Raw genomic sequence first — 26,982 nt, 5'->3', positions numbered from 1 at the left:
CACTAGCATCGAATGCCCGACTTGTCGTGATCGTGATGAGGAGGTGCTCGGGCTGCACCTCGACACGCAGCGTGCATACGCCGAAGACGGCCTCAGTTGTCACGGAAAGGGCTCCCTAGTCGATCGGGTTGTCGGTCAGGCGCTGGCGCTGTCCGAGCAGGATGATGATCCGCTCGGGTTCCTCGGTCTCGTGCACGTGGATCGGAAGCCGCGGCGCGCCCGAGTCCACAGACATCCATAGCAGTCCCGCCCGGACGGCGGCGAGTTCGCGGCGCCCCGTCGTGAGGGCGAGGAGCGCCTGCGGCGTGTTGTCGAAACCGGTGAGCGCATCGAGGATGCGCTCGGCGATCGGATCGCGCGGACACTCCCACGAATCGATCGGAAAGTCGACGGTGCCGATCGCGTCGCCGGGGTCTTCACGGAGCTTCTCGGCCAGCGCCCCGACTGCCTTCGGATCGTCGAAGGTGAACTCTCCGACGTCCTTCACGTGAACAGGGACGGGTTCGATGTCCACCTCGGTCTGCTCGGCCTGAGGCCCCCGTCGCACGAACGCGACCCAGTTGTACGCGGGTGTGCGCAGTGCCGGCAGATCCGCGGGGTCGCTCGGGACGAGGACGTCCACCTTCACCTTCGGGTCGCCCGACGAATGCAGTGGGATGCGGTCGCGGTGCTGCGCGGCGAGCAGCTCGTCGGCGATCTGGTCTGCGCGCAGCTGGCGGATGCCGACATCGACACGGTCACCGAAGAAGTCGGCGAGCACCTCGGCGGTAGCCCCGCGCTCGGGGACTGGCAGATACCCCGCCGGGGGGAGTTCGCCGATGCCGAGGACCTTCGGGAGTGCGTAATCGTCGGCCTCTGCGGGGGCGGCATCCTGAACCTTCTCGTACGCGCCGTGGAGCTTCTTGACGCCCGCGTGGTTCTCGACCGACTTGTTCTGCAGCGTGTCGAACAGTTCGGCGACGGAGGTCTTCATGTCGAGAAGGGTCGCGATCCGCTCGTGCGTGGCGGCGAGGTTCACCCGGATCGACGCGTCGAGCTTCGCGACGGAGCGGATCGCCCCGAGGACCTCGGTCTCGAACTGCAGGATCTGCGCCAGGAAGACCGGCCACGGCCGCATGGCGAGCCGCGCCCTCCACTGTGCCGACGCCGCGGGCCCGTCGACGAGCCGGCGCCCCGTCCAGACCTGCAGCAGGATGCCGCCGCTCTCGGACGGGTCGCTCGTGTACAGGACACCCAGGGGGACGCCGCTCTCGTCGGGCAGTGGCGTCGCGTCGGCCCAGTCGCGGGCGCTGACCGGGGGGATGTCGGCGTCGGGCGTCCCGGGCACGAGCCACGGATGTGCGTTCGACCGCTCCCGCTCGAAGTACGCCGACGAGAGCCAGTTGCCGCGCCGCAGAGCGCCCGAGACAGCGCCGAACCCGTCGAGCGAGTCGGGCACGATCCGGATCTCGACGCCTTCGTCGCGCCACGGACGGATCGTCGCCCCGTCGGTGCCGCAGTCGCGCGCGCACAGACTGCCGTAGGCCGGGACGGATCCCGACGTGCGCGAGGCCCAGTGGAGCTCGACCCGCCAGAACCCGTCGTCTGAGATCGCGGGCAGAGGCGGGTCGTCGAGCGGGATTGTGACCGCGAGCGGCAGCATCAGCAGCCCGCCGCGCGGACTGATCGCGAGGCCAGGAGAGACGACGAGTCCGTCGTCGGTGAGGGCGACGCCCAGCCCGTGCACGATGCCCGTCCCACTCGCGGTCGCGAGCGCGGAGGTGAGAGCGCGCGAGTAATCCTGGATGGCGGCGAGGTGCTCGCCGCGCAGGAACAGTCCGTCCTGGGGGTTGAGGCCGCGGAACCCGCCGAACACGGTCGTGCCGGTGGTTGCCGATGCGGCGGGCGCGGCGGGTGTGGCACCGATGACGGCATCCTTCGGAACGAACACCGGTCGGGCAGCGACGCCGGCCGCCGCCGGCTTCGTCGAACCGGACGCGGTGCTGTCGTGGCATCCACAGTCACTCGTGGTGGTCGTCACGGTCATCATCTCCTTCGTAATCGGAGGGCTTCGGGTTTCGGCGGCGCTCCGGCCGTCCGCGCTCTTCGCGCTCTTCGCGCTTGTCGTGCTCGTGCCCACCGTGCTCGTGCTCTTCCGGCCGCTCGCAGTACGGGTTCTCCGCGGTCAGCACGGCATCCCGGCCCTGACCGGTCGTCCCCGGGTCATCGCCCACCACTCCCGCGAAGGGAACCCGGGGCTCCGCGCCGTACACCGGCGTCACGCCCGTGCCGACGACCAGCACCCTGATCAACGGGTGCGCCGGCCGGTCAGCCAGCCGGACGATGACCGAGTTGTCATCGGCGTCGTACCGGGGCCTCCGGTCGAGGTCCTCCACGACCCACCCGGCCGGCGAGAGCGAGCTGACGACGACCGAGTCTCGGGTCAGCGTCGCCGGCAGCACGTCGGCGGTGACCCGGAACGTGAACTCGCGCGGATGATGACCCCACTCGACGCTCCCCGGCACGGCCTGGGGCCCCACGGCCGTGAGCGGGTCGCCGACGCCGATGAGCCCGGGCGCGAGCGCGCACACCAGATCTTGGATCACCGCTGTCGGCAGCAACGCCCGGCGGCAGCAGTCGTCGATCGACATCTCTCCGTCGATCTCGGCGCAGCCCCCTTGGTCGCGGACCTTCACGCGGATGCAGGCGAGGCAGATCCCGGCATCCGCGTCGTCCACGGGAAAGAGGTCGGGCTCGCAGACGTCGCCGCTCGGGCTCAGGTCGGCGGCGTCCCGTGCCGCGAGGCAGCGGAACCACCGCAGCAGCTGCGGGGCGCGATCGTGCGCGGGCGCGGCCATCACCTCGTTGCGGGCGGCCAGGGCCTCGCGGCCCGCTTCGTCGCCGTCGCGGACCTGATCGAGCCCGAGCAGCACGCGCACCCGGTGATAGGTGCGCACCCGCCGATGATGGCCGGGGGCGAGGTGCAGGTGCGCCCGTTCGTTAATGCGCGAGTACTCCTGGCTCTCGCGGGTGACATCGCACGGGTCCGCGAGCGCGGGCACGGGCCGGTCGAGGCACGCGTCGAAGCTCAGCATCAGGCAGAACTCGACGGTGCTCCCGCCGCAGTCCGCGACGGCCTTGTCGAGCAGTCCTTGCACCGAGATGCACCGCGGTGCATCGAGGTGCAGTTCGCGTCCGATGCCGTCCAGTCCCAGGCCCGGCGACACCTTGAGGTCCCACTCGCCGCTGGTCTCGACCGAGAACCCCCACGCCACCCCGCTGCCGTGCAGCCAGGCGTTGTGGAGCATGTGCTTGCCGCGCGGATTGCCCAGCATGACGTCGAAGTCGTCGCTGTCGAGCAGCATTCCTCTGGTGGGTCGCAGCGCGTTCCACGGCCAACGCGAGAGCTGCGCGGACGCGTCGGAGACTCCGTCTGTGCGGGCGGTGCCCGCCCGCTCATCGATCGTGGTCATCTCGTCTCCTTGGTGGCTCCCCGGGGAACGGGGTCGAGGCCTTCTGGTACTCGCGGCGCACCGCATCGATGAGGCTGCGCTGAGTGATGATCCCGCCGTCGGATGCCGCTGCGAACGCCGCGGCGACCGCGGCGTTGCGGATCCAGCCGCCGGGAATGGGGTAGATGCGGGCCAGTGCGTCGAGATCGACGTCGGCGCCGCGCACCGAGCCGAGCGCTTCGGGCAGCAGGTGATCCCAGAGCGCTCGCCGGGCCGGCAGGTCGGGCAGCGGGAACTCGACGACGAAGTCGAGTCGACGCGTGAAGGCGGGATCGATGTTCTGACGGAGGTTGCTGGTCAGAACGACGAGACCTTGGAACTGCTCGACGCGCTGCAGCAGGTAGGCGGTCTCGAGATTGGCGTAGCGGTCGTGCGAGTCCGAGATCTCTGTGCGGGTGCCGAAGAGTGCGTCGGCCTCGTCGAGCAGCAGCACGGCCCGCGTGCGTTCGGCGGCGTCGAACGTCGCCGAGAGGTTCTTCTCGGTCTCGCCGAGCCACTTCGAGACGAGCCGCGCGACGTCGACGATCATCAGGTCGGTGCCGATCGCCGCGGCGAGGGCGGCCGCGGCGAGCGACTTGCCTGTGCCCGGAAGCCCCGTGAAGAGCAGCCGCACCCCGCGGGTCGCCTGGGCGAGCTGCGCGAGGCGCCAGTCGTCGAGGACGGTCGCCTGCGTCGAGAGCCGGTCGACCGCGGCGTGCAGCAGTGCCATCGCCTCGGAGGGCAGCACAAGCTGCTCCCACGCGATGTCGGGCACGACGAGCCGCGTTCCGGGAGGCAGGTTCACGGCCGCCCGGCTGCGCACCGCCCTCGTGATGCTCTGGGTGCTGGGCGGCTCGCTCGAGAGGCCGAGGTCGCGCGCGACCTGCGCGGTGAGCGCGGGATCGAGCGGATGCCGTCCCGCGAGCGTGTCGGCGTCATCGGCGAGACCGGGCACGGCGGCCGCCCACGCATCGCGGATCGCCGTGAGGGGCGCCGGGCCCGACGCGACGCGAACGAGGGCGCGGTCGCGGGGTGGCGCGAGCGCCCCCGGTGCGGCTGAGACGAGAACCGCCCCGGCGAAGTCGCCGAGCGGCACGTCGACGGGCTGCTCGGCGCGGTCGATGTCGACGAGCGGGACCGAGCCGCGCGCGACGGCGTGCGCGACGAGGAGCGACACCGCCACCGCGCTGCTCGCCGAGAGCGTCGCCCCCACGAGGTCGCGTCCCGCCGCTGTCGCGATCGTCTCGCACCGACCCCGGGCGACGATCGGGTCCTCGTCCAGGACGGCGACCAGCGCGCGCTCGTCGTTCCGCACGGCGCTCACGCCTGCCGCCGCATCCGGCAGCATCAGCCACGACGCCATTCCCGCCGGACCGCCGGCGGTCGCCACGCGGCGAAGGCTCGCGGGCCACGCGTCGTGCCCGTGCAGCGCCGGCCACAACTCATCGGCGAGGACGAGCGAGCGCTCGAAGTACGGCCCGCTCCCCTCGAGGCTCAGCAGGCCGTGCCGCACAGCGGCCCCGCTGGTCAAGGTCTCGCGCAGGTGCGCACGGGTGTCGGTGTCGCCGCCGAACACCAGCGCGGCGAGCCCCGCGGTCGGTCGCGGTTCGCCCGTCGGATGCAGCGTGCGCAGCGTCGCCGCGAGCCCCTCGTGCTCTTCGGGCACGCCGGCGAGGATCAGCAGATCGATCTCGAGGTCGGTGAGGGCGAACCCGCGCACGATCCGGGTGAGCGGCGTCTCGGCGGCGGAAGTGGTGCGGGCGCCCCCGTCGTCCGCGGCGTCGGCCCAGTCGCGCAGGAAGCCGACAGCCTCGGCCGCGCCGGATTCGGGCGTGCAGTTCTTGTCGACGACGGCGGCGATCCGTCGGCACATCTGACCCACGCGAGCGGTGAGGTATCCGCGATCACTCATAGCGGAACCTCACGACATGCCCCAGCCAGGGCACCCAGCCCGGGTCGAGGTCGAGTCCGGCTCGGCGCACGTCGAGGTCGACGGCATCGAGGCGGAAGGTCGCCTCGATCCAGCCGGGTCGGCGTTCGATGATCGCGCCGCGGTGCGCGATGCGCCGGACGAGCTCGGCATCTTCTGCCGCGTCGGCCGCGCTGCCCCGCAGGAGTTCGGCCGTCCGTGCCGCCCAGCGGTGTGCGAGGGCATCGAGCGCCGGAACCTCGCCCTCATCCTCGTCGTCCACCGGGACGTCGTCGGCGGCAGCGAAGGCGAGGAGCGCAGGGTCGTCCACGTCGACGGGCGCGAGTCGACGGCCGACCCGGTGCAGCACCCAGCCGACCGTGCGATCGACGAGGGGGCGGTCGTCGAGCGCGTCGGGGAGTGCCGCGTCCGCCGCGGTGTTCAGCAGGAACAGCAGCCCGCCCCACTCGGAGGCCGGTCCCTCGGTCGCGGGCGCCTCGTCAGGCGATTCCGCCTCGACGTCGTCCGCGCGAGGCGACCCCGACCCGCTGACGGATGTCGCGCGCGCCGCGCTTCGTGCGGCGTCGGCGCGCGGGCCGCGTGCGCCCAGCCCGAGGCCGGACGCCGCCTCGGGCTGCAGCCGATCCGCGACCGCGACGAGAAGGTGTTCGAGGCGATCCGCCGACCGGCGAAGCTGTGCGGGATCCGTGGCCGCGAGGGCGAGCACGCTCCACGCTCGCAGGGTGTCGGCGTCGACCCGCAGACCCGACGCGCGGAAGGCGGCCGCGACCTCCGACCGCCCCACCACCGAGGTGCTCAGCCGCGCGAGCACCGCGTCGTCAGACCACTGCCGCTCGTCGGCACGGTCGCGAGCGACACCCGCACCAGTGTTCGAGCCGTCCACGGCGGCCGCAGGAGCACGGCGGTCGCCCTGCCCGTCCGCCGTCGCCGCCGGATCCCAGGGGCTCTGCGCCTCGGCGGCGACGAGCCTCGCAAGCCTCTGCCACCCCTCGCTCCCCAGCATCCGGTGCACCCGGGCGACGCCCGACTGTGCGATCAGCCGCGCGATCGCGCCGGTGACCCCGGTCGTGAGGCGGCCGAGCACGAGAAGCAGCAGCCCGCACGGGTCCGCCGCCGGCTCGGGGTCGCCCGGTCCCACGAGCCCGACCAGGCGCCACGCCCAGGCATGATCGTGGTCGCCCGCCACGAGCCCGCCCAGCATGTGGTCGATCGCGTCCTCGGGGCGCCGGTAGTGCACGACGTCGGTCGACCCGTCCACGAGCGACTGGCGCAGCGCCGTCAGCACGCGGTCTGCCCAGTTGGTCTCGAGCGCGCTCAGCGGCCGTTCGGGGTCCAGCTCGACGGCGACGTCGAGGCGCTGCACGCACCACTCCCCGTCGGGGAGGGGATGCTGCCGCATGGCGTCATCGAGCCGCTCGTCGACGATGCGCCGGAGCATCGACGGCACCTGATCGGGATCGGGCCACTCGGTGACGGAGGTGGTCATCCGTCCGATGCGCAGATCGGTCATCCGACACGCACCCCCCCGAGCCTGGCCTCGCTCACGGGCGCCGCGAGGGACTTCTCGCCGAGGGTGCTGCCCTGGCCGAGCCGGGTGCGGCCCGCGACGCTGACCGATCGCCCGCGGGGCGGCGCGACATACGCGGTGAGACCGAGGCGCAGCCGGCCCACCGGCATTCCGTCTCCGAGTTCGCATACATCGCCGAGGGTGTGGGAGGGCTTGTGGGCGCGGATCAGGTCGTCGACGACCTCGCGCTGCTCGTCGTCGAGGCAGCCGGGGACGAGCACCGTGAAGCGGTGGGCGAGGCGCTCGTACGAACTCGTGTCGGGCAGTGCGCCGCCGATCGTGAAGTGCCCGAGCATGCCGGTGGTTACGGTCGTGCCGGCGACGGTGGGCGAGTGGAGCCGGCCGTCGGGGTCGAACCCGAGGAACCCGCCGCCCAGGCCCCGCAGCCGCCAGCGTTCGATGATCCGCGCGTCGCGTCCGAGGTAGAGGCGCAGCATCCGCTCGAGCATGCCGATGGTTCCGCGGCGCGCGAAGAGCGGGAACGCCTCGGCGACGAGCGCGCGGCGGGCCTCCTCGGACCAGCGCTGATCCAGGACGAGCCCGGCGAAGCTCGCGAGCCAGGGAAGGAACTCGTCGAGGGTCGTGCGGGGATCGACGATCGTGCGGCGCTCGGCGGCCGCCGTGTCGAGGTCGTGCAGCATCCCCTCGGCGGGCATGAGGTACCGGTGCAGGAAGTCGGCCTGCTCGTCGACGCTCGAGAACATGCGCGGCAGGCTCGACAGCAGCGCGTGCCCGGGCCGCTCGACCCGCAGCGCGCGGACGCGCGGCGAGGTGCGCTCGGTTCCCGACATGACGAGCTGCACCCAGAGGTAGCGGCCGGGGGATGCCGCGACCGCGGTCTCGTACGTCGTCCATTCGGTCCCCGTGGTGAAGGGGTCGGCGGCGGCAAGCGCGGGGACCTCTCCACGGGGGACGACGCGGAGGACCTGCGCGTCCGCGAGTGCCGTCGCCGAGGGAAGCGGGGGAGTGTCGTCGGTGTGGCGCAGGCGGGGGATGCCGCGAGCCGGCGCCGACGCGGGGAGCGGATCGTCCACCTCATCGGCATCCGAGGTCAGCATCCTGATCGACAGCGCGGTGCCGGTCGGCAGACACGCGTCGACGAAGATGCGACCCCAGCGGGTGCGGTACTGGCCGCTGTCGAGCCGGTACGTCGTGACGACGCCCTCGCGGGCATGGCGCGATCGCGGGCCCTGTGTCGACCGCGAGCCCGTCGCGGTCGTGTAGACGACGCGGCCGGCGGGGTCGACGGTGACGGCACCGCCGTCGTAGTCCTCGGCCGCGAGTGGTTCGTCCTCGATGAGCGCGCCGTCGCGCTCGAGGAGCCGCCGGAACGGAGAACCCGGCGCGAAGGCGACGACCAGAAGCCCGGCGGGGGTTCCGGCGATGTCAGTGGCACTCGGCTCGTCGAGCAGTTCGGCGCCGTTCTGGTCGGCGATGACGGCCTCGCCGTCTCCGCGCCAGAGGACGACGATGCGTCCCGAGAGGAAGCAGACCCGTGCGGGCCGGAGCCCGGGGTGCGCGCACGGCCGGCGCAGGGGGAGGAGGTCGGCGCAGGGGCGCCGCTTCCCGTCGATCGCGACAAGACGCGCCGGTGACCGGGTGAGCACGACCGCGCCGGGTTCCCCGTCGACGTCCCTCACCGCGAGGTCGACCGGACGGCCCGGCATCGTCATGCGGCGGACCACGCGGCCCGTCCACAGATCGGCGATCATGACGGCGCGGCCCGCCGACTCGGCGACGTAGAGGCGATCGAGGCTGTCGATCCCGATGCCCGTGGGGCGCCGCAGCCCTCCCGGACAGTTCGCGACCGGCGCCGCCGCGTGCGACGTCACCTCGACGACGCCCTCTTCGGGGCGGGTGCGCCACGTGCGGCACCAGCGGTCGTGCGCGATGCCCGACGGGCACGTCGGAGCGAGCGGGCGAGGCGGCACGCACCGCTCGCCCTCGGCATCCCACCGCGAGGGCCGGGCTGCGGGCGCGGGGGCCCAGTCGAGGCCGACCCCGCCGCCGGGCAGCAGCACCGTGTGCTCGTGCGCGCAGCGCGCCCACTGGCCCTCGTGCGCCAGCAGGGCGATCCCGCGGTCGCCGTTCATCAGCACACCTCCGGCGGGAGGGGCACCGGCGTCAGGGGGCCGCCGGCCGGATCCGCGGTCGTTCCGGGGGTGCGCGGAGCGCCGCGGGCGACGTCGACCGCGACCACCTCGGGCAGCTGCCACGTCTGAAGGGTGATCGCATCGCGCTCGACGACGTAGCGCGGCGAGGTCGCGGTCGCGGGGGTCACCAGCGCGAGCCGGGTGCCCTCGGCGTACTCGACGCCCTCGACCTGCACGGCGATGGCCTCGAGTTCGGCGGCCCGGACCGTACGGCCGAGCGGCCATCCTCGGCCGTCCGGTCCGTTGGACGGCACCGCGCCCAGGTACTGGCGCACGATCGTCTCGACCCAGCGCCGGACGGCATCGACCTGGTAGCCCTGGCGCACCGTGACGCCGATCGACACCGCCACCTGCACGTACTCGGGCGGGATGACGTACAGCTCCGCCGTGACGAGCCGGCGCGGTTCGAGGTACGTCGCGACGCGCCGCAGCAGCCCGATGTCGGGCAGGGGCGCGTCGGGGTTGCGCACGTCGACCTTCGGCAGGATCACCAGGGTCGTGACGCCCGCCGCATCGACCGTGGGGGTGTCGGGGTGGAAGGTGGGCAGGGCTTCGGCGCGCGCGACCTCGACGATCTCTTCGGCGAGATCGCGGAAGTCGTCGGGTGTGACCGCCCGGTCGCGTCGATGCACTTCGGCGGGGATCGCCGCGAGCGCCTCGCGCAGCGGCACCGCGTCGGCTCCGCCGACCGCCGCGAAGGGGTTGACGACGGTGACGGCGGGATGCCGCGGGAGCGCGGTGATCGCGCGCGGCGGCAGGTTTCCCTTGGCTCCCTCGGCGTATCGGTACGACGGCACGCGGATGCGCTCGCCGAGCTGCGGGAACCGCGCGCGCCCGAACACCACCGCGCCGTTCTCGTGGTCGACCGTGAAGTGGCGGTCGTCGAGCGCGCTGCGGGCGAAGTTCTCGACCTCGACCCAGTCCGTCCACCCGTCGGCCTCTTCGACCTGCAGGTGCACCGTGCCGACGAGCACGGGCGAGTGCGTCAGAGGGAACCGCTGCTCGGCATCCCCGGTGCCGCTGCCGAGCAGTTCGGGCGCGGCCGTCCGCGCCTGTTCGGCGGCGACGCAGTTGGCGCCGACCCAGAGCACCCTCCCGATCGCGTCGCCGACGTCGTTGCCCGCGGGGCGCGACACGCGCAGCCAGGCGATCACCCGCTGCCGTAGATCCTCGTCGTCGATGGGCGGCGGGTTGTCGGTGCTTCCGTCCCCGAGGGTGCGCAAACGGGGGAGTGTGGGCAGTTCGAGCTTGACGACCCCCGTCGTGACCATGCCGTGGGTCGTGTCGCCGAGCACCGCGAGCGGTTGCAGGAGCGGCTTGCCGGCGGCATCCGACTGCCCTGTCCAGAGCTGCCACAGGGTCGCGGGAGGGTCGTCACTGAGCACGCCGGCGCGCAGGCGCTCGGTCTCATCCGGTGTGATCTTGCCGAGCACCGGCGGCGGCTCCAGCCGCTCGTCGAACGCGACGCCGAGGAACAGCGTCCTGCCCGCGAGCGCCTCGACCTTGGTCGTCTCGGTGCCGAGCACGGCGACCCACATCGAGCGGTCGATCTGATCGCTCACGTCGATCGTCGCGGCATCGGGATCGTTCGGATCGAGCGAGGTGACGACGGTGCGGTAGAACGCCGCGGCGGACTCGGCCACGTTCAGCCGGCTGAGCGCGTCCGCGCGGCTGTCGGCGGAGCCATCCGTCGTCGTGGTCTTTCCTGCCGCGATCGCCTCGAGCGGCCAGACGTACATCTCGTCGTCGGTCTCGAACGACACCTTGCCGCCCGAGGCCTCGGAGCCCTTGAGCACCTGCACCCCGTCGGGCAGCTCGGTCGTCGCCGATAGCAGCACGTGGGCCGGCTGCGCCGGACGCGGCTGCACCCCGAGCAGCCGCAGGAACTCGATGCGGGTGGTCTCGGGGATCTGGTTGAAACGGTACAGCAGCGACTCGCCCAGGTGGGCGAACAGCTCGAGCAGCGCGATGCCGGGGTCGCTCTCGTTGTGGTTCGTCCACTCGGGCGTATAGGCCGGGATGCGGCGGACGAGTTCGTCACGCAGCTGCTGCTGGGTGCGGTTGTCGAGGATCGGTCCGATCAGTGCCATCGCCGGCTCATCGCAGATAGAAGGGGTACACGAGGTTGTCGGCGCGGAGGTCGGCCCGGCGCACGTACGCGATGTCGACCCACACGAGGTACGGGTCATCGCCCTCGGTGACGGCGACCTCGACCAGCTGGATGCGCGGCTCCCACGTCTCGAGCGCGGAGCGGATGTCGGTGGCCATGGCGGTGCGGGTCGTCAGCGTGTTCGGCGCCATGAGGTAGCGCCGCAGCCCGCACCCGAAGCCCGGCAGCATGATGCGTTCGCCGGGCTCGGTGTCGAGGATCGTGGTGACGGATTGCCGGATCAGATCCATCCCGCCGAGCCAGGCGAGCGTGCGATCGCCGGGCTCAGGAAGGAAGGGAAGCCGGATGCCGGTGCCCGTCCACTGATCGACCACATCTGCCATGCCACGATCGTCGCGGGTGGGGCGTCACGGGGGCGTTGCGCGGTTGGCAGCCAGCGACTACTCGTACTTCGCTGCCCAGTAGTACTCCTGAACACGATGGAGTTGCCCGTCCCGGCTGCCGATGAGCGTGTAGAGGAGTGTCTTCGCGACGTGGCTGTCCCGCTCGCGACTGGTCAGGTCGAAGACGATGGTCTGAGCTCCGGCGGTGAAGATCGCGTCGACCTTCAACTCTCCGACCTGGGTGTCCAGCACTTGTTTGGGCAACCCGCCGGACAGCCAGGCGTGTGCTCGTCCACCACCTCTGCCCTCGAAGACCAACCAGTCGCGAACGGTCATCTGCGCGATGTCGTCCGGCAGACCGTAGACATGCGTCAGCTTCTGCTCGACGTCAGCCTTCACGCTCGCGGGCAGGCCCATCTCCTTCAGACGACGGGCAAGAGCGGCGTGGAACTTGGTGCCCTTCGCTGCCATGTTCCCCGACCATTGCCCCTTCATGTCGCGAAGCGCTGCGTTGATCGCACCCTGCACATTGACTTCGCTCGTCGAACCATCAGGCGTCTTCTTGCTCTTGCCGCCCTTGCCGGAAGTGCCTCCGAGCGAGGCGAGCGCGCTGTCGATTTCTTCCTCGCTCACGTCGCGCAGGATCGAGGTGAAATGGATCGCCGGGCTCATGCCGGCGGTGACGTCCCAATGATCCCCGGCGGCCGTCGCCGTGAGCACGGTGAAGCCCTTGGACTTCTTGATCGCCGCCAGGTCATGCTCGATTTCGGTGGAGTCCTCCGAGTCCCGCTTCGACTTGGTCGCCAGCTGCTTCAGCGCGTCGAGCCCGGCCTGCCAGCGCTTCTGCTCCGCGGGGGTGCGCTGGTGCTCGGGCTCGGGCTCGGTCGCCGGCGCACCCGCGCCCGCACCCTTCTCGGCGGCGCCCTTCGGCTTGCCCGCAGCGCCGGCCGCGCCGCCCTTCGCCGCGGGCTTCGCCGCCGCGGGAGGAGCCGCCGCCGCGCCAGGAGCGGCAGCAGCAGGCGCTGCGGCGCCCGGCTCGGCGGACTCCTTCCACTCGCCCTTCTTCTCGACCTCTCCGCCGGACTTCTTCGCGGGGACGTGGTCGTCCATCAGGTCGGTCATCAACCGCGACGAGTCGAAGGCGACGTCGCTGAACGCGATCTCGGGGCTCTTGCCCGAGCCGAGCACATGCTCCACGTCGGCGCCGATGCCGAACTCGCCGGGCAGGGGGTACTCGAGCTGCCCGAGCGGCCACGGCCAGCGCTTGCTCGGCGCCGGCGACCACCAGGGGCTGTCGAGCGAGACGAACAGCTCGCCGCTGAGCAGCAGGAACGGCTGCGCGGCGATGTCGAGGTGGCCGCCGATGAAGAACTCGCCGCGTTTGCCTGCTTGCGGGTCGGCGATCTCGCGGTACCCGATCCGCGGGGTCGCGTCGACATATCCTCGGATGCCAGCGAGCGCGCTGATCTTGGCGCCTGCCTTGATGTCGTGGTCGAGGATCTCGAGGCCCGCGCCGCCTTCCGCAGACAGGCGGACGCCCGCGAACGCCGAGATGTTGAGTGTGCCCGTCAGCCCGAAGCTCTGCAGCACTTCGGGCTTGGTCGAGTAGGTGCCGGTCATCTCCATGCGATCGAGGGTCGCGGGCCCGAGCTTGGCGACCAGCTCGAGCCCGACGTTGGCGAACAGGAAGATGTTCCCCACGACGGGCAGCCCGTAGGCGGCACGGACTTCGAGCTTGGGGAGCTGCTTGATGTAGTCCCGCTGCTCGAAGAGCGGCTTGGTCATCTTCGGGGTGATCTTGCCGACGATCGTCACGTCGCCGAGATGGTCGACGACGACCATCGCCTCGCCGCTCAGCCAGTCGGCGAGCTGGACGTTCACGGTGCCCCAGCCGCACACGACACGCGGACCGGGCTTCGGCGCCTGCGCCTCGGTCGCGGGGGCCGCGGGTGCGGCGGCCGGCGCGGCGGTGGGGGCGGCGGTCGCCGCCTGCCCCGCAGGTGCGACCGATGCTACCTCCTGCGGCATATGCGCCTGGGTGAGGAGCTTCGCGCTCGCGGCATCCGTCACCGCGAGGGTCACCGAGCCGCCGAACTTGTCGTTGGCGTAGTGGATGGTGCCCTGAATGTCGATGAGGCCCCGCGCATAGCGCGCATCGAGCGATCCGCTGAAGCCCTTGAGTTCCGCGACGTCGATCTTCGCGCTGCCGATCAACGTGCCGTCCGGCGCCAGTTCGATCGGCACGGTCACCGTGCCGAGGCCCGGGACTTTGCCGGTCGCCGTGGCCGTGAACGTCACGGTGCGGTTGGTCGCCGCGATGGACCCGCTGGCGTTGAGGAACTTGCTGATCCCGAAGTGCAGATTGCTCGCGCCCAGAGTGAGCGTGTCGCCCGCGACCGAGTTGGAGAGCCCGGTGAGCCTGAGCCCGTCGAGCCCGTGCCACCCGAGGGCTTCGGCGTGGCGCTGCACGTTCTTGAGGAGCTCCTCGGCGTCGGCCCAGACCCGGTTGCCCTTCATTCCGGAGGCTCGCGCGAGGACCGTGCCGTCGCGGACCTTCACCGCGATCACCGGCTCGATCCCGACCGCGCGCAGCGGATTGAGCAGCGGGTGGTTCAGCGACAGCCCCTGGAAGCCCGATCCCTCGGTCTCGAGCCCCGACTTCCTGCGCTGCAGGCGCAGTTCGCCCGCGGCCATGTCAGAGAACCGGGCACGGACGATGACCTTCTTCTCATCCGCGGCGGGCTCCAGCCCGGCGGGGATCTCGAGGGGCTGACCGCCGCGGATGACGACCGCCGGCGTGCGGGTGTCGATGACCGGCGCGGGCGGGATCGATCGGGCCAGCTGCCCGGCCAGGCCCCCGGAGACCGCGCCGCCTCCCGCGGCGGGGGCCGTCGCCGGCGCGGCGGGCGCGCTCGTCGCCGGTGTCGCACCCTGGGCAGGCGCGGCTGCCTTGTCCTGCACCTCGAGCACGTCCGATCACCCCCCCGCGTCTCAGCGAGCCGCGCCGGATGCCGCCGCACAGAGCGGGTCGTCCGGGCTCTCCTCGTGCGGCGCGGGTGTCGGCGCCACCGCATCCGTCGGGTCCGTGCCGACCACGAGTGCGTGCGTCATCTCGTGCTCTCCGGCGAACGCCGGCGTGCCGTCCGGCTTCGTCGCCGCGTCGAGCGAGTCGACCCAGTCCGGATGCCGGTCGCCGGGTGCGAGGTCTCGGAAGTCCATGCCCATCGCGATGTTGAACTCGGTCCGCTGCGCGGCGTTGACGGTGCCGAGGTCGGCTGTCGCGAGGAAGTCCGCCATGGCGGTGAACGCGATCCGCGGCGGGATGCAGAATCTCAGCGCAAGCAGCCACCACAGCTGGAAGAGCAGCACGACGATCGGCAGGAACATCAGGAAGAGGAAGAACGCGACGATGAAGAACAGCTCGATCGCGAACGTGCAGACGGCGGCGCCTGCCCCGATGCGGCCAGAGCCCGATTTCGGGGTGCCGCTGAACGGGTTGAACTTCATCTGCGAGTCGGGCGGCGTGAGGATCCGCACGCCGCCGGGACCCTGCTTCTCGCCGGCACGTGCCGCGAGGCGCCGGAAATCGGGCAGCGTGATCGTCACGGTGCGGTTCTTGGTGCCCGCGGGATCCATGGGGTCGGCGAGCCGGAAGGGCTCGCTGGGCGCACTCACCCACGTGCGGTCGGGGCAGTCCTCGCGCGGCTCGGTGACGACGCACTCGATCTCGTAGATCGCGTGGTCGTCGAGCTTGCGCTCGATGACGGGATCGCGGCCTGCGGGCTGGGGTGCGAGCCAATGCTCGCCCGAGTAGGTCGGGACCACCCCGAACCACAGCGAGCGCGATCGGGGCCCCTTGGGCCCGGCATCCTCGGCGCACTCCGCATCCTTCTCGCGGACCGGCAGCCGCGTCATGGGGATGATCTCCTCGACCTCGCCGGCACCGATCGGGTCGGCTTCGTCGCAGATCGTCCGCCAGCGGCCGCCGCCTCCGAGCGAGACGAGCCACTGCTGCACGTCGGTGTGGCAGTCGATCTCGGCGAGGTCGTCGGCGTGATCCTCTTCGAACCGGCGGCGCCATGCCTCGTTCGCCCACCAGACGTCGCGAACGTCGGGGCTCGTGGGCACGCATTCGCCGAGCCCCTGCTCTTTGGCGAGGTCGGCGACCAGGTTCGCGGCGACCCGGCGCGCGGGCCGCCCTTTTGCGGTCAAGGACGTGTGCATCCGCCGCATCCGGAACCCGACGTTGATCTCGTCATGCGAGCCCGCGCGCGGCAGGCCGGGCACGTCGCAGAAGACCTCGACGACCACGATGTAGAACCGCTCGTGCAGCGGCTGGTACAGCTTCCGCAGGTTCGTCTTCACGAGCCGCGAGGTCGCGAGACGGAGCCGCGAGTCTTCGTCGAGGTGGGGCTTGACCGGCACCGGGTACGTCCACACGTCGTCGTCGCCGAACGTCACGCTGTCGGCCGGGTCGGCGAGCAGCCGATCGACGAAGTCGGGCCGGTCGTACATCTGCAGCAGCGGCCGCTGCGCGAGGGGCGAGCGCAGGTCGACCTCGTCCCTGGCCCGCTGGTACCAGGGGGTGCGCATGACGAAGCCGATCTCGCTCACCAGATGTTCCCCACTCCCGGGCTGTACATGGGCGAGATCACGCCGACATTCGCGATGAGGGTCTGGCACGTGACCATGCCGCTGAACACCGATGTCGGCGCGTCGACCTTCAGCGAGGGCGCGGTCACCTTGACGACGGTGTTGGCGCTGATGTCGATGCCGCCTGCGGCGTTGAGGGTGATCGTGCACCCGTTGATGTGGGTGATGGTGATCTCCTGCGGCGCTTCGTTGAGCACCACCTTGTGGCCGGTCTTGGTCGTGATGCTGATCTTGGGCGCCCCGGCGGTGTCGTCGAACTCGAGCCGGCTCTTCTCGCGTGTCTGCAGCACGCGGATGTTGTTCGGCGCCGCCGGGGTTTCGGGCTGGCCCGCCTGCCCGTTCCACGTCGCCCCCACGATGTACCCGCGGCGGAAGTCGCCGGCCTCGAACGCGACGATCACCTCGCTGTCGACCTCGGGCATGATCTGCAGGCCCTGGTCCTTGTCGGCGTACGGCGAGCACAGCCGCGCCCACCCCCGCATGTCGCGGTCGCCGTCGGTGCCGAGCGAGGGGAACTTCACCTGCACGCGACCGAGGTTCGCGGGGTCGTCGGTGATCTTGGTCACCAGTGCGGGGTAGACCCCGAAGAACCGGGGCCCCTCTCCGTCAGCAGGCTCGGGGAGTCCCATCACGCCGCCTCGTTGAGCGTGGCGCGCTCGGCCTCGAACGAGGTGCGCAGCCCGCGCACATTGTCGTACGTGTGCGTCACCTGGGTGACGTAGTAGCCGTCGCCCTCGAACGGTGCGCCGACGAACTCGAGGCTCAGCTGGCTGCCGACCGAGAGCTGCGGGGTACCCCGGGTGACGCCGCGCGCGGTGACGAAGCGTCGCGCTCGCCGCAGCATCTCGGCGCGCGCCCAGGCCGATGCCTCGGCCGTGGTGTTGGGGACATCGCGAACGCGGATGCTGGCACTCGCGCCGAGCGCGCGCTCGAGCACCTTCGGGCCGGTGCGGCCGGGCGACGCCTCGGCGTCGATCGCGTCGGTGCCGGCCCACTCGTCGATGACCGCCTTGGCCCGCGCGTCGTACCCGCCGACGGTGACCTCGGTGCGCTGGTGGGCGAGGTCGGCCGAGATGCGGCAGCTGAGCAGGTCGGCGCCGTGGGCGAGACTGATCTTCTCGCCCCGCCGGGCCGGGCGGTCGCTCATGTGCAGCGTGCGGCCCCGGCACCACAGGTCGGTCTGCAGCAGGCGCGCGCGGTCACGCAGGAACGCGAGGTCGCTCTGATTCACCTGCTGCAGCACGTCGTAGCGGGGTCCGTCCGCCGAGACGTCGGCGTCGAGCCCGTGCTCCTGGGCGATCTGCCGCGCGACATCGGCGTCGGTCACGTCAGTGTACGTGCGCATGCGGCGGGTCATCCGCAGCCGCATGAGTTTGTCTTCGGCGAGCAGCACGACGCGCGGCGGCTCGCTGTCGCCGAGCACGATCTCGAGGCCCGAGACGGACCCCTCGAACACCACGTACTGGTTGCCCTCGGGGCCGATCGCGACCTCGATGTCGGTGCCGAAATCGAACTCGCTGCCGTCGAGGTGCAGCGTGGGGCCCGGGGGGCCGGGCGCCCCGATGGCGCTCGCGACGAACTGCGCCTCCATGGTGCGAAGCCCCTCGACGCCCTCGTCGATCACGAGCCGCACGCAGTCGCGTGCCAGCGCTCCGACGGCCTGGCGCGCGACGGTGAACACCGGCGAGGCGAGCGCGAGCAGCGTCTCAGTCATCGAAGTCCTCCGCGCACACGCGTCGGCGCAGTCTCACGATGCGGGCCTGGATGCCGCGCCACTCGTCTTCGCGCACACCGGGGTAGCGCGACGCGGCGTCGCCCGCGGCGCCCGACGTCTCGGCGACGGCCCCGCGCGCCCCGGAGAGCTCGGTGTGGATCTCGCCGACATGCACAGCCATCGCGGTGACCTCTCCAGGAGTGGTGCCTAAAGTCTCACCGCCCGGGCGTCGCCGCAGCGTCACCGGACACGCGGGCGCGAAGCGGTATGCCGCGGCCGTACGTCAGCGACCGGGCGTCCGCCTCGGCCGACGCCGACGCCGTTCCCGACGCCCCGGTCTGTACCCGCACGGGGCTGTCGGGCACCGAGAACGACGCGCGTGCGCTCGCCGCAGCAGCCCGTGTGCTGTCGGCGTCGACCCGAGCGCTCGCCCGGGCGACCCCGCCCACCTCGGCGAGCACGAATCCCGCCGCAGCCTCGGCAGTCGCGCCGCGGCCGAGCGCAGCGGGTCCGTCGAGTCCGAGCGCGGCCCGGGTCGCTGCGGCGTCGACTCCGGCGGATGCCGTGAACCCGCCGCCGGCCGCGACTCCCGCCGACGCGTCCGCCCCGGCGCCCGCCCCGATGCCCGCCGACGCCGATGCGGCGGCGCCGAGCTGCACCTGTGTCCCCGCCGCGAGCCCCAGCGGACTGTCGAGCCCGGCCATCGCCGAGCGCCACGTGGTCGGGTCGGCGTCCAGACGTGTCAGCAGCTGCTGCACGCTCTCGCCCGCGCGCGCGAGCGCCGTCGAGACGGGGTTCGCGGACGGGGTCGATCCGGGGCCGTTGCCCGGCGGAGGGCTGGGGGTGGTCGAGCCGCCTGCGGGGCTCGCGCCGGTCGATCTGTCGGGCCGAAGAGCGGATGCCGCGTCCCGCGCCCCGTTGCCGACGTCGCCGGCATCCCATTCGGGGTTCTGCTCGGTGATCGTCACCGACACCTTGGCGCGCAGCGGGGTGCCGTTGGGGGCGAAATAGTCGAGGTCCTCGGTGAGCTGCGTCACGATCCCCTGGAACATGAACGAGCCCCACTCGAAGCGTGCGGCCGGCGGCGGCTTCTTTGGTTCGGCGCGCCTCGGCTCGACGAACTGGCGCACGATGCGCGTGTAGTCGCGCACGTCCTTCGGGTTGCCGCTGCCGTCGGCCTCTTCTGCGGTGTCGAATTCGAGGTCGAACGACAGCGTCGCGGGCTGCGCCGAGAACGCCTGTCTCTTCTGCGTGTTGGTGGTCGACCCGCCCTTGTCGATGTTGTTCGAGCGCGAGAGCTTGAGGGTCGTCGGGTTGAACTGCACCTTGAACTGCGCCTTCGCGAGGTCGCCGTCGACGACGTAGGTCGCGGGGCCCTTCTTGCCCTTGGCCGGCCCGTCCTTGAGTCGCGTCAGCGTCGCCGCGGCGAGTTCGGTCATCACGACACCTCCATCCGCAGGCCCTCGTGCGCGATGTGGAGCTCTTCGATCGCGATCTCGCCGGTCTTGGCGTTGAGGGTGGGGCCGGTCACCTTCTGGGGGAGGCCGCGGTCGAACGTCCACGTCGCCAAAGGGGTGCGGCTCTTCGGGGCCAGGATCTCGATGCGGCCGTTGTAGCGCGTGACCGGCTGGGTGCCGCTGACCATGCGCGTCAGCCACAGCCACAGGTCGGGGTTGGCGCGCGAGTCGGCGTCGGCCGAGAACATCCCGCGCTTCAGCACCAGCGGTGCGAGCTTGACGCGTCCGACCCGGCGGATGACGCCGTCGTTGCGGCCCCCTTCGAGGTACTCCTTGATGTCGGCCTCGAGTTCGAGGCCGGTGCACTCCGCGAAGCCGCCGGTGGTGCCGAGCACGTCGGGGTTGGCGTCCTTGCCCGCATCGGGGCGGTCGTTCACGCGGGTCAGCGACACGCGGAACGTGAAGGCGGGGAGCAGGAAGTCATCGGCCATCGCGCACCACCGTGAGCGAGCCGTCGGGATCGCGGGCGATCCGCACCAGGATGAACTCGATCGGGACGGCCGGTGCCACCCCGATCTCGGCGATGAGCCGGCCGAGCGCCTGCGATCCTGCGGTGTTGATGTCGTCGCCGCACCGGACGAAGAACGACTCGGCCTCGGTGCGCCCGGCGAACGCGCCCTTGCGCGCGAGTTCGCGGAGCAGAGCCGTGATCATGTACTTCAGACGCTGCCGCAGCTCGGGGGTGTTCGGCTCGAACGCCAGGTCGGCGCACTGCCGCTGCAGCGTCAGGCGCAGCATCGTCATGAGGCGCCGCACCGACAGCTGGCGGTACTCGGGATCCGTCGACAGGGTGCGTGCGGCGCTGAGCCGGAATCCATCGCGCTCCGCGCGGTAGACGTTTATCCCGAGACCGTGCAGGGTGTCGTGCACGGCGTCGGTCACCACCGACTCCATGCGCACCGCGCCCGCGGCCAGTTCGTTCGCGGGACCCCACGGCAGGCCGAGCCTCAGTTCGCGCTCGGCGATGATGCCGGCGGCGAAACACGACGGCGGCAGGGGGATCGCCGAGCCGACGCCGTCGCCGTCGCCGTCGGCGCTGACGGCGAGCCACGGGTGGTACGCGGCGGCATAGCCGGTGTCGAGCCTCGCCCGCCACTCGGCGATGCGCGTGAGCGGCACGCCGTCGGGAACATCGAGCAGCGCGACGAAGCGTCCGCATGCCCGGGCGAGCTCGACCGTGCGCTCCTGCCGTGACGCGAGGATCTCGAGCTCCTCGGGAGTCGTGGCATTGAGCCCACCGGCCGCCGGCGACACCGCGTGAGAGTCGGGTTCGGGTTCGGGGGCGGCGCACGCGGCGCAGCGGCAGGGGAGAGGGGCGAGCGGATGCCGCACCGGCGGATCGGGGGCGGGCGCGTACGTGGCCCACCCGATGTCGGGCACGCACAGCAGGCCGATCTCGCGCACGCGCGCCATGCGGTCGATGCCCACGTGGGGATTCGGTTCGCCGGGGCGCAGCTCCTCGTCGATGGCGTGGAAGTCGATGTGACCGGGGTCGAAGAAGGCCGTGTCGTCGATCAGGTGCGACCGGTCCACGCCGGGCTGGATGATTCCGGTGGCGACCGGCGCCAAATCGGTGCCGGGTGTGAAGTCGAGCGCCGACCAGTCTCCGACCGGCACGACGAGGTGCGCGGGCGCCTCGGAGGCACCCCCGCGCGCCGAGCCGCGCTCGGCGAGCACCGAGTGGATCCAGCGCGGATGCCCCCACCGCAGGCCCAGCCCGGTGAGCGTCTCTGCGCCAGACTCCGTCGTCGCGGGATCGTCGATCGCCAGCTCGCCCGTGACGACCTCGACCCGCGCCGTCGGCCCCACGGCGCCCGCGGCGTCGAGGCGCACCGGCCGCCGCTCTCCGGGTGCCGGCGGCTCGTCGACCGCCGTCACCCACCGCATCACCGCGTCGCCCCCGGCGGCGTCGCTCACGCGCAGCAGCGAACCGACCGGCGCGTCGGCGCCCGGCGGCAGCAGCAGCACGTCGTCGTCGCGGACGTCGGCGCGCAGCCGCTGCGACACCCGGTAGCGCAGCCACACGGTCAGCCCGTTGCCCCACTCGCCCTCGTCCGCCGCGCTCAGCAGGGCCTCGTCACCGCCCGGCAGCGGCATCCGGAACTGCGTCGTGGCCTCCAGACCGCTCGGCCCCTCGTCGCCGCGCGGGGCGATGCGCACCACGTAGGCGACCTGTCCGCCCTGACGGAAGAACGTCGCGACCGCGTGCGGCAGCATCCGTCGTGGTCCGCCGGGCGGCGCCTCGAATCCGCCGAAGATCCGCTCGTACTCCGACCAGCGCTCGACGCGGACGGGCTCGTCGACCGGGCCCCGCAGGGCCACTCCGACGAACCCGGCGATGTCGAGCCGCTCGGGCCGCAGCGCTGCCGCCTCCCTCGCCGGCGCGAGGAAGACGCCGGGATGTCCCGGCGAGCGGGCCGCGGTCGTCAGTATCACAGCGACATGAAGTCGATGCGTTCGGCGACGAGATGCAGCTCCTCCATGGCCACCTCGCCACCGCCCTTGCCCGCCAGCGTCGGGCCCACCCACTTCTTCGGCTGCGCGCGCTGCAGCGTCCACGAGCACACGCCGCGGCGGCCCTCGTCCATGAGGGTGATCGTGACGGTGCGCGGGTCGAGGTCGCCCTCGCGCTGCGCCTTGAGCCACGCGAACAGGCGAAGGTCGCCGACCACCCCGCGCTTGAGGGTGACGTCGTCGGTGCTGTTGATGTTCGGCGTCTTGCGCACGTGGTTCTCGGCGTCGTTCCCGTTGCGGTACTCCGAGTACTTGATCTCGTTGCCGAGGCCGCTGACGTCTGAGAACCCTCCGACGATCTGGTCTTCGCCTCCGACGTCGCCCAGCTTCACGAGGAAGTTGAAGGCACCGTAGGGGTTGTCTCGCGTTGCCATCACTCACCTGCCTTTCATGTGCGGCGCGTCAGCTCTGCTGCGCGTCGGCGGTCCATTGCCCGATGCGGAAGATCACGAACTCCGCCGGATAGGTGGGGGCGACGCCGATTAGGCAGATCATGCGCCCGTTGTCGAGGTCGTTCTGCGTCATGGTCGTGCGGTCGCAGCGGACGAAGAACGCGGCCTCGGGCTTGGTGCCCATGAGGGCCCCGGTGCGCCAGACGGTGACGAGGAAGTCCTCGACCGATTGCCGGATGGATGCCCACAGCCGCTCGTTGTTCGGCTCGAACACGGCCCACTGCGTGGCGCGCTCGATGCTGTGCTCCAGGTACAGGAACAGGCGCCGGACGTTGACGTACTTCCACTCCGGGTCCGAGCTCATCGTCCGTGCGCCCCACACGCGGTTCGCGCGCCCCTCGAAGAACCGCAGGGCGTTGATCCCCTCGGGGTTGAGCACCGCCTGCCGGTCGAAGGTCACGTTCTGCGTGAAGGAGCGGACCCCGTAGACGACCTCGTTCGCGGGAGCCTTGTGCACGCCGCGCTCGATGTCGCTGCGCGCGTAGATTCCGGCGGTGAAGCCGCTGGGCGGCAGCTGCAGGATCGCCGGCGGTGCTCCGGGCACCGGCCGGGCGGTCGGGTCGAGCACTTCGATCCAGGGGTAGTAGAGCGCGGCGTACTCGGTGTCGAACCGCGCGCGGAACTGCCGCACGTCCGAGATCGAGCTCTCCTTCGGCGGGTCGACGATGCCGATGCGGTACGCGTGGGGCGCCTCGCAGTGCTGAATGAGGTACTCGGTGGCCTCGGCGGGGTCGTCGAACCGCACCGCGTCGGGGAGCGCCACGATCGCGATGTCTTCGACCTCGGCGAGGGCGTGCAGCCCGGTCGCGGCCTTCGACGGATCGTCGGGGTCGGCCTCCATGCCGTCGAGGTCGGATGCCGCGAGCGGCGCTCCGTCCGACGCGTCTGCGGGCAGACCGAGGAACGAGGGCTTCTTCGGGTCGCGCAGGGGCAGGAGCGCCGTGACGAGGGCCGCGGCGGTCGCGGGATTCGGGCCGGGGTCGAACCACACGAGCGCGAGGTCGTCGGCCGGGTCGGCGGCGCGCATCGCCTTGGCGATCGAGCGGCTGCTGAGCCCCTTCGTGTCGAGTTCGAGCCCGGTGTACGCGTCGACCCGCCCTCCCCAGCGCACGTTGAGGGTGAGCGTCAAGTGGAACGCCCCCGTGGTCGCCGCGGGAACGGCCTCGACGGTGCCGTCGTCCCTGTACAGGCCGAGGGTCGTCGGGGTGAGGTTGCCCACGACGCGAAGCTGGGCGGTCGCCGGGGCGGCGTCGTCCTTCGGCTCGGTCCCATTGCTGAAGACCTCGACGACGGCGCCCGCCGACAGGCCCTTGAGCGAGCCCCCGCTGAACGAGTTCTTGCCGCGGGTGAACGAGACCCACACCGCGAACTCCTTCGCCGCGAGCCCCGGCCAGCGGGCGCGGATCGTGCCGGCCTGCCCGAGGGCGAGCGACGCGAAGTTCTTGTCGACGTCGATGTCGGGCGGCGGGTTCGGTCCGGGCGTCTTCACGAACGGGAAGACGCGCGACACGTACAGGCGCTGCCCGCCGTTGGCGAAGAACGCGCGGGCCGCGTAGGCCAGGTAGTTCAGCCGATCGGCATCCGCCCCCACCTCGCCGAGGCCGCCGAAGGCACGCTCGAACTCGGTGAAGCTCGTCACCAGCTGCGGCGACGGGGTGGTCGTGACCGTCCCGCTCGCGAGGGTGATCGTGTAGGGCACGGGGCCGTAGCGGGTCAGTCCCGCCATGCCGAAGGTCGAGGTCGCGACGCCCTCGATCGGACGCGAGCGGAAGCTCGTCTCTTCGACGTAGACACCGGGGGTGAGGTACTCGGGCATGGCGGACTCCTTACGGCGCGAAAGGAAAGTCGGCGTCGGGCACGAAGACCCTGCCGACGGGGATGGCGAACGGCGGTGACGGGGGGAGGTGGAGCAAGTGGCCCGGGGGCGGTTCGTCCCCGAGGAGGACGGGATCGCCGGGGCCGCCGGTCACGGGCGGGTTGGCCGGGCGCGTCACGGTCTCGATGGGCGGCGGGTCCGGGGGCTCGCCCGGCGGCTTCGGGAGGGCGACAGGTCCGCGCACCAGGGCGCGCACGGTGACGGTGCTCTGCACCGGGTTCTGGGACGTGCTCGTCAGCCGCAGCACGAACTCGCCGCGATCGTCGCCGTGAGCGCGCCCGATCACGGCGCCGGTGGGGCCGGTCGCGGTGATGCGCGTCCACGGCACCGGCAGGCTCTGCCGGACGACGCGGCCCCGGATCGCCGTCAGTCCGCGCGGAACCGGCGAGGCGGCGCCCGGCCAGAGCCAGACGTCCACGGTGCGCGAGCCGACGGCGAGCGGGCCGCTCGGCGGTCGCTCGATGACCTCGGGGTACGACCAGAGGGGGATGCTGAGGCGCCGCGGCACGTAGCGACGGCTCGGGTCGTCGATTCGCACGGTCAGCGAGGTCACGGGCTGCACGAACCGGCTCAGCGGGGCCGAGCCGCGCGGCCCCACCCGCAGCCGGAACCGCCCCTGGCCGGCGGATTCGAAGTCCACGCACGGCCAGTCCGGTCGAGATCCGGGCGGCAGCTGGTTCTGCGTCGCCTCCCAGCCGACGCGGAACGGTCCCACGGCGACGCGGTTGGTCACGGCATCCCGCAGCACCAGGCCGAGGGCGAGGCGATGCAGCACCGGCACGCGGCCGATGCTCGTCTCGATGACGTCGGTGCTCATGCCGGCATCCGATCGAGTCGTGACGCCACCGTGCCGACGGGCGTGCCGACGGACTCGGGCGTGCCGTCGATGCAGATCACGCGCGCGAGGTAGGGCAGCTGCAGACGATAGTCGGTGTTGAGGGACTGGAACGCCTCGCTCATCGAGTCGAGCGCCAGGTCGTCGGTCACGACCTGGATGGCGTCGCCCGGGCGCCAGGGGTTCTCGGTCGAGCCGTTTGGCATGGTGACCGGCAGCAGCAACGGCCCCGAGAGGTTGCTCTCGCCTTCGAGGATCCGTGCTGCGAGACCGAGCCACAGCAGTTCCTCTTCGACCGTCGCCGCGAACGCGCCGATCAGAAAGTGCAGGCGCAGCGGGATGCGCGGGATGCCGTCGCCGCTGGCGACGGCCGACCATCCGGGCCGCGTCTCGCGATCGACGCTCACCCTGTACGGGAAGACCGAGATCGACGGCTGCTGGATGAGCTGCCCGTTGCCCAGCGCCAGCGTCTTGAGCTGGCGGGTGTTCGCGAGCATCGCGGCGAGGCCGGCGCCGCCGTCAAGCTCGGCGAAGCGCCGGTTGAGCAGCGCGACGATGCTCACCCCTGCTGCCTCGAGCGCCTGGAATCCGGCCATGCGGTCATCGTCGGCGTCCGCGCGTCACCGCGGCGTCGCAGAGAGCGTCGTGCGCAACGCCTCGGTGACACGCGCACCCCGAGACTCGGCGTGCCGTCAGCCGAAAGGAGCGCCCCATGACCACGGAAGAGCCTGCTGAGACCGGGTCGGGCAGAAAGCGGTGTCGTCCGACGCCCGAGGGCGGGTGCCCGCCGTCATCGACGATCGACGACCGCAAGTGTCGCGACAAGGGACTCACCGCTCAGCTCGACTACTCGAACTCGCACGCGCAAGACCTCGAGGCGGCCGAGACCACCTACAACACCGCGCGAGCCGACTACCGCGAGAAGCGGCACGACGCCGCGCTCAAAGTGCAGGACATGAAGCATCAGGTCAAGCACCTCATCGAGCGGATCAAGTGCCTCATCGAGCAGGACCGGGTGGTGCGCTGCCTCGACGACGCGTTCGAGGACGTCTGCACGCAGCTCGACTGCTGCGAGGGCCCACTCAGGTGCTGTGTCGACGATGTCGACTTCGACCGACCGATGCCGCCGGACGACCAGAAGGGCGATCGCAAGCTCGCGCACCTGATCGACCGCTACGAGTCCGAGATCGCCAAGGCGAAGGACTGCTTCACGACGCTGTCGGGCGAGCCGGCAGCGATCGAGGCCCGGGTCGCCGCCGTGAAGGCCGACGTCGACGCGATCCTCGCGGCGCTCGCCGACGACGCGGCGAAGGTGGACCTGAAGAAGCAGTACGCGAACGCGCTGCTCGCCAAGCGCAAGCTGAGCCGCATCTGGAACGGGTTCGCCGACGTCACCGAGTACGTCGACTGCCTCTGCAAAGCCGTCACGACGTGGTCGAACGGTGTTGAAGCGGTCGCGCTCCTCAAGGGCGAACAGGCGGTGCGCACCTGTGCGCAAGAGGCCGAGGATGCCTGGTGCACGGCTCTCAAGGCCGACCCCCTCACCGAGATTCTCGCGGTGTACGATCGGCTCTGCGGCTCCGACAAGCCGTGCGGCAGCGACAAGCCCCAGGAGTCGGAGGAAGATCACCCCGACGACTGCGGCTGTGGCAAGCACAGGTACCACCACGATGACGAGGAGGAGCCGTCGGGTCAGCCTGTCCAGAGCGCGTCATGATCGCACACACCCGATCGGCCGGATGGACTGTGACGCGTCGGTGACGCGGTACCCCTACCGTTGAAGTCTAGGCATTCGGTCGAGCAGGGGG

20 protein-coding genes are annotated in these 26,982 nt (G+C 71.5%); 1 reads left to right on the top strand and 19 read right to left on the bottom strand.

Translation table 11 applies throughout. The features are described from left to right. Positions 1-115 precede the first annotated feature (115 nt). From Q0653_RS03610 to Q0653_RS03520, 19 genes are read right to left on the bottom strand one after another with little or no spacing between them, the layout of a single operon-like run. Positions 116-2,020: a hypothetical protein gene (locus tag Q0653_RS03610; RefSeq protein WP_298942627.1), complete on the bottom strand. Its 1,905-nt coding sequence runs from the start codon at positions 2,018-2,020 to the stop codon at positions 116-118. Further along, entirely contained in the window at positions 2,001-3,452 is a 1,452-nt protein-coding gene (locus Q0653_RS03605) for a hypothetical protein (RefSeq protein WP_298942625.1), read from the bottom strand. Before Q0653_RS03605 ends, Q0653_RS03610 begins: the two co-directional genes overlap by 20 nt. After that, positions 3,436-5,382, bottom strand: coding sequence for an ATP-binding protein (locus tag Q0653_RS03600; protein WP_298942623.1), 1,947 nt, complete (start codon positions 5,380-5,382; stop codon positions 3,436-3,438). Before Q0653_RS03600 ends, Q0653_RS03605 begins: the two co-directional genes overlap by 17 nt. Further along, complete coding sequence (locus tag Q0653_RS03595) at positions 5,375-6,910, bottom strand: hypothetical protein (protein ID WP_298942621.1); 1,536 nt, start codon at positions 6,908-6,910, stop codon at positions 5,375-5,377. Before Q0653_RS03595 ends, Q0653_RS03600 begins: the two co-directional genes overlap by 8 nt. Further along, on the bottom strand, positions 6,907-9,060 hold the full coding sequence (locus tag Q0653_RS03590; protein ID WP_298942619.1) for a phage tail protein: 2,154 nt from the start codon (positions 9,058-9,060) through the stop codon (positions 6,907-6,909). Before Q0653_RS03590 ends, Q0653_RS03595 begins: the two co-directional genes overlap by 4 nt. Further along, positions 9,060-11,210: a putative baseplate assembly protein gene (locus Q0653_RS03585; RefSeq protein ID WP_298942617.1), complete on the bottom strand. Its 2,151-nt coding sequence runs from the start codon at positions 11,208-11,210 to the stop codon at positions 9,060-9,062. The genes Q0653_RS03590 and Q0653_RS03585 overlap by 1 nt, the downstream gene beginning before the upstream one ends. Before the next feature lie 7 nt (positions 11,211-11,217). Continuing rightward, a complete protein-coding gene (locus Q0653_RS03580) occupies positions 11,218-11,613 on the bottom strand; it encodes a GPW/gp25 family protein (protein WP_298942615.1) in 396 nt (131 codons plus the stop codon). Between the two features lie 57 nt (positions 11,614-11,670). Continuing rightward, positions 11,671-14,583 carry a hypothetical protein gene (locus tag Q0653_RS03575; protein ID WP_298942613.1) on the bottom strand — a complete coding sequence of 971 codons (2,913 nt, stop codon included), beginning with the start codon at positions 14,581-14,583 and terminating at the stop codon, positions 11,671-11,673. Positions 14,584-14,604: 21 nt separating this feature from the next. Next, positions 14,605-16,227, bottom strand: a complete 1,623-nt coding sequence (locus Q0653_RS03570; RefSeq protein WP_298942611.1) for a hypothetical protein — start codon at positions 16,225-16,227, stop codon at positions 14,605-14,607. After that, positions 16,224-16,895: a phage baseplate assembly protein V gene (locus Q0653_RS03565; protein WP_298942609.1), complete on the bottom strand. Its 672-nt coding sequence runs from the start codon at positions 16,893-16,895 to the stop codon at positions 16,224-16,226. The genes Q0653_RS03570 and Q0653_RS03565 overlap by 4 nt, the downstream gene beginning before the upstream one ends. Further along, positions 16,895-17,980: a contractile injection system protein, VgrG/Pvc8 family gene (locus tag Q0653_RS03560; protein WP_298942607.1), complete on the bottom strand. Its 1,086-nt coding sequence runs from the start codon at positions 17,978-17,980 to the stop codon at positions 16,895-16,897. The genes Q0653_RS03565 and Q0653_RS03560 overlap by 1 nt, the downstream gene beginning before the upstream one ends. Then, positions 17,973-18,161, bottom strand: coding sequence for a hypothetical protein (locus tag Q0653_RS03555; RefSeq protein ID WP_298942605.1), 189 nt, complete (start codon positions 18,159-18,161; stop codon positions 17,973-17,975). Before Q0653_RS03555 ends, Q0653_RS03560 begins: the two co-directional genes overlap by 8 nt. Positions 18,162-18,195: 34 nt before the next feature. Then, a complete protein-coding gene (locus Q0653_RS03550) occupies positions 18,196-19,419 on the bottom strand; it encodes a hypothetical protein (RefSeq protein ID WP_298942603.1) in 1,224 nt (407 codons plus the stop codon). Beyond that, positions 19,419-19,928 carry a phage tail protein gene (locus Q0653_RS03545; RefSeq protein ID WP_298942601.1) on the bottom strand — a complete coding sequence of 170 codons (510 nt, stop codon included), beginning with the start codon at positions 19,926-19,928 and terminating at the stop codon, positions 19,419-19,421. The genes Q0653_RS03550 and Q0653_RS03545 overlap by 1 nt, the downstream gene beginning before the upstream one ends. Beyond that, positions 19,918-21,933 (bottom strand): phage tail sheath C-terminal domain-containing protein, encoded by a 2,016-nt coding sequence (locus Q0653_RS03540; RefSeq protein ID WP_298942599.1) that lies wholly within the window; start codon positions 21,931-21,933, stop codon positions 19,918-19,920. The genes Q0653_RS03545 and Q0653_RS03540 overlap by 11 nt, the downstream gene beginning before the upstream one ends. Then, positions 21,930-22,385 (bottom strand): phage tail protein, encoded by a 456-nt coding sequence (locus Q0653_RS03535; protein ID WP_298942597.1) that lies wholly within the window; start codon positions 22,383-22,385, stop codon positions 21,930-21,932. Before Q0653_RS03535 ends, Q0653_RS03540 begins: the two co-directional genes overlap by 4 nt. 28 nt (positions 22,386-22,413) lie before the next feature. Continuing rightward, positions 22,414-24,279: a phage tail sheath subtilisin-like domain-containing protein gene (locus Q0653_RS03530; RefSeq protein WP_298942595.1), complete on the bottom strand. Its 1,866-nt coding sequence runs from the start codon at positions 24,277-24,279 to the stop codon at positions 22,414-22,416. A 10-nt stretch (positions 24,280-24,289) separates the two neighbouring features. Then, the gene (locus tag Q0653_RS03525; protein ID WP_298942593.1) at positions 24,290-25,156 is read right to left on the bottom strand and encodes a hypothetical protein; all 867 of its coding nucleotides are present in this window, start codon (positions 25,154-25,156) and stop codon (positions 24,290-24,292) included. Next, a complete protein-coding gene (locus Q0653_RS03520; RefSeq protein WP_298942591.1) occupies positions 25,153-25,770 on the bottom strand; it encodes a Pvc16 family protein in 618 nt (205 codons plus the stop codon). Before Q0653_RS03520 ends, Q0653_RS03525 begins: the two co-directional genes overlap by 4 nt. A 116-nt stretch (positions 25,771-25,886) precedes the next feature. On the opposite strand from Q0653_RS03520, the gene Q0653_RS03515 reads away from it, so the two are divergent. After that, positions 25,887-26,891, top strand: a complete 1,005-nt coding sequence (locus Q0653_RS03515; protein ID WP_298942589.1) for a hypothetical protein — start codon at positions 25,887-25,889, stop codon at positions 26,889-26,891. The last annotated feature ends 91 nt before the right edge of the window (positions 26,892-26,982 follow it).

The sequence above is a fragment of the uncultured Microbacterium sp. genome, from assembly GCF_947488465.1.
In the GTDB taxonomy this organism is placed as follows: Bacteria; Actinomycetota; Actinomycetes; order Actinomycetales; family Microbacteriaceae; genus Microbacterium.
This window is presented reverse-complemented; position numbering and strand designations above follow the sequence as displayed.

What these genes read in the sequence shown, in the direction of transcription:
- Q0653_RS03605 (WP_298942625.1), bottom strand. Translation starts at nt 3,452, where the DNA reads ATGACCACGATCGATGAGCGGGCGGGCACCGCCCGCACAGACGGAGTC.
- Q0653_RS03600 (WP_298942623.1), bottom strand. Translation starts at nt 5,382, where the DNA reads ATGAGTGATCGCGGATACCTCACCGCTCGCGTGGGTCAGATGTGCCGA.
- Q0653_RS03595 (WP_298942621.1), bottom strand. Translation starts at nt 6,910, where the DNA reads ATGACCGATCTGCGCATCGGACGGATGACCACCTCCGTCACCGAGTGG.
- Q0653_RS03590 (WP_298942619.1), bottom strand. Translation starts at nt 9,060, where the DNA reads ATGAACGGCGACCGCGGGATCGCCCTGCTGGCGCACGAGGGCCAGTGG.
- Q0653_RS03585 (WP_298942617.1), bottom strand. Translation starts at nt 11,210, where the DNA reads ATGGCACTGATCGGACCGATCCTCGACAACCGCACCCAGCAGCAGCTG.
- Q0653_RS03580 (WP_298942615.1), bottom strand. Translation starts at nt 11,613, where the DNA reads ATGGCAGATGTGGTCGATCAGTGGACGGGCACCGGCATCCGGCTTCCC.
- Q0653_RS03565 (WP_298942609.1), bottom strand. Translation starts at nt 16,895, where the DNA reads ATGGGACTCCCCGAGCCTGCTGACGGAGAGGGGCCCCGGTTCTTCGGG.
- Q0653_RS03560 (WP_298942607.1), bottom strand. Translation starts at nt 17,980, where the DNA reads ATGACTGAGACGCTGCTCGCGCTCGCCTCGCCGGTGTTCACCGTCGCG.
- Q0653_RS03555 (WP_298942605.1), bottom strand. Translation starts at nt 18,161, where the DNA reads ATGGCTGTGCATGTCGGCGAGATCCACACCGAGCTCTCCGGGGCGCGC.
- Q0653_RS03550 (WP_298942603.1), bottom strand. Translation starts at nt 19,419, where the DNA reads ATGACCGAACTCGCCGCGGCGACGCTGACGCGACTCAAGGACGGGCCG.
- Q0653_RS03545 (WP_298942601.1), bottom strand. Translation starts at nt 19,928, where the DNA reads ATGGCCGATGACTTCCTGCTCCCCGCCTTCACGTTCCGCGTGTCGCTG.
- Q0653_RS03535 (WP_298942597.1), bottom strand. Translation starts at nt 22,385, where the DNA reads ATGGCAACGCGAGACAACCCCTACGGTGCCTTCAACTTCCTCGTGAAG.
- Q0653_RS03530 (WP_298942595.1), bottom strand. Translation starts at nt 24,279, where the DNA reads ATGCCCGAGTACCTCACCCCCGGTGTCTACGTCGAAGAGACGAGCTTC.
- Q0653_RS03525 (WP_298942593.1), bottom strand. Translation starts at nt 25,156, where the DNA reads ATGAGCACCGACGTCATCGAGACGAGCATCGGCCGCGTGCCGGTGCTG.
- Q0653_RS03520 (WP_298942591.1), bottom strand. Translation starts at nt 25,770, where the DNA reads ATGGCCGGATTCCAGGCGCTCGAGGCAGCAGGGGTGAGCATCGTCGCG.
- Q0653_RS03515 (WP_298942589.1), top strand. Translation starts at nt 25,887, where the DNA reads ATGACCACGGAAGAGCCTGCTGAGACCGGGTCGGGCAGAAAGCGGTGT.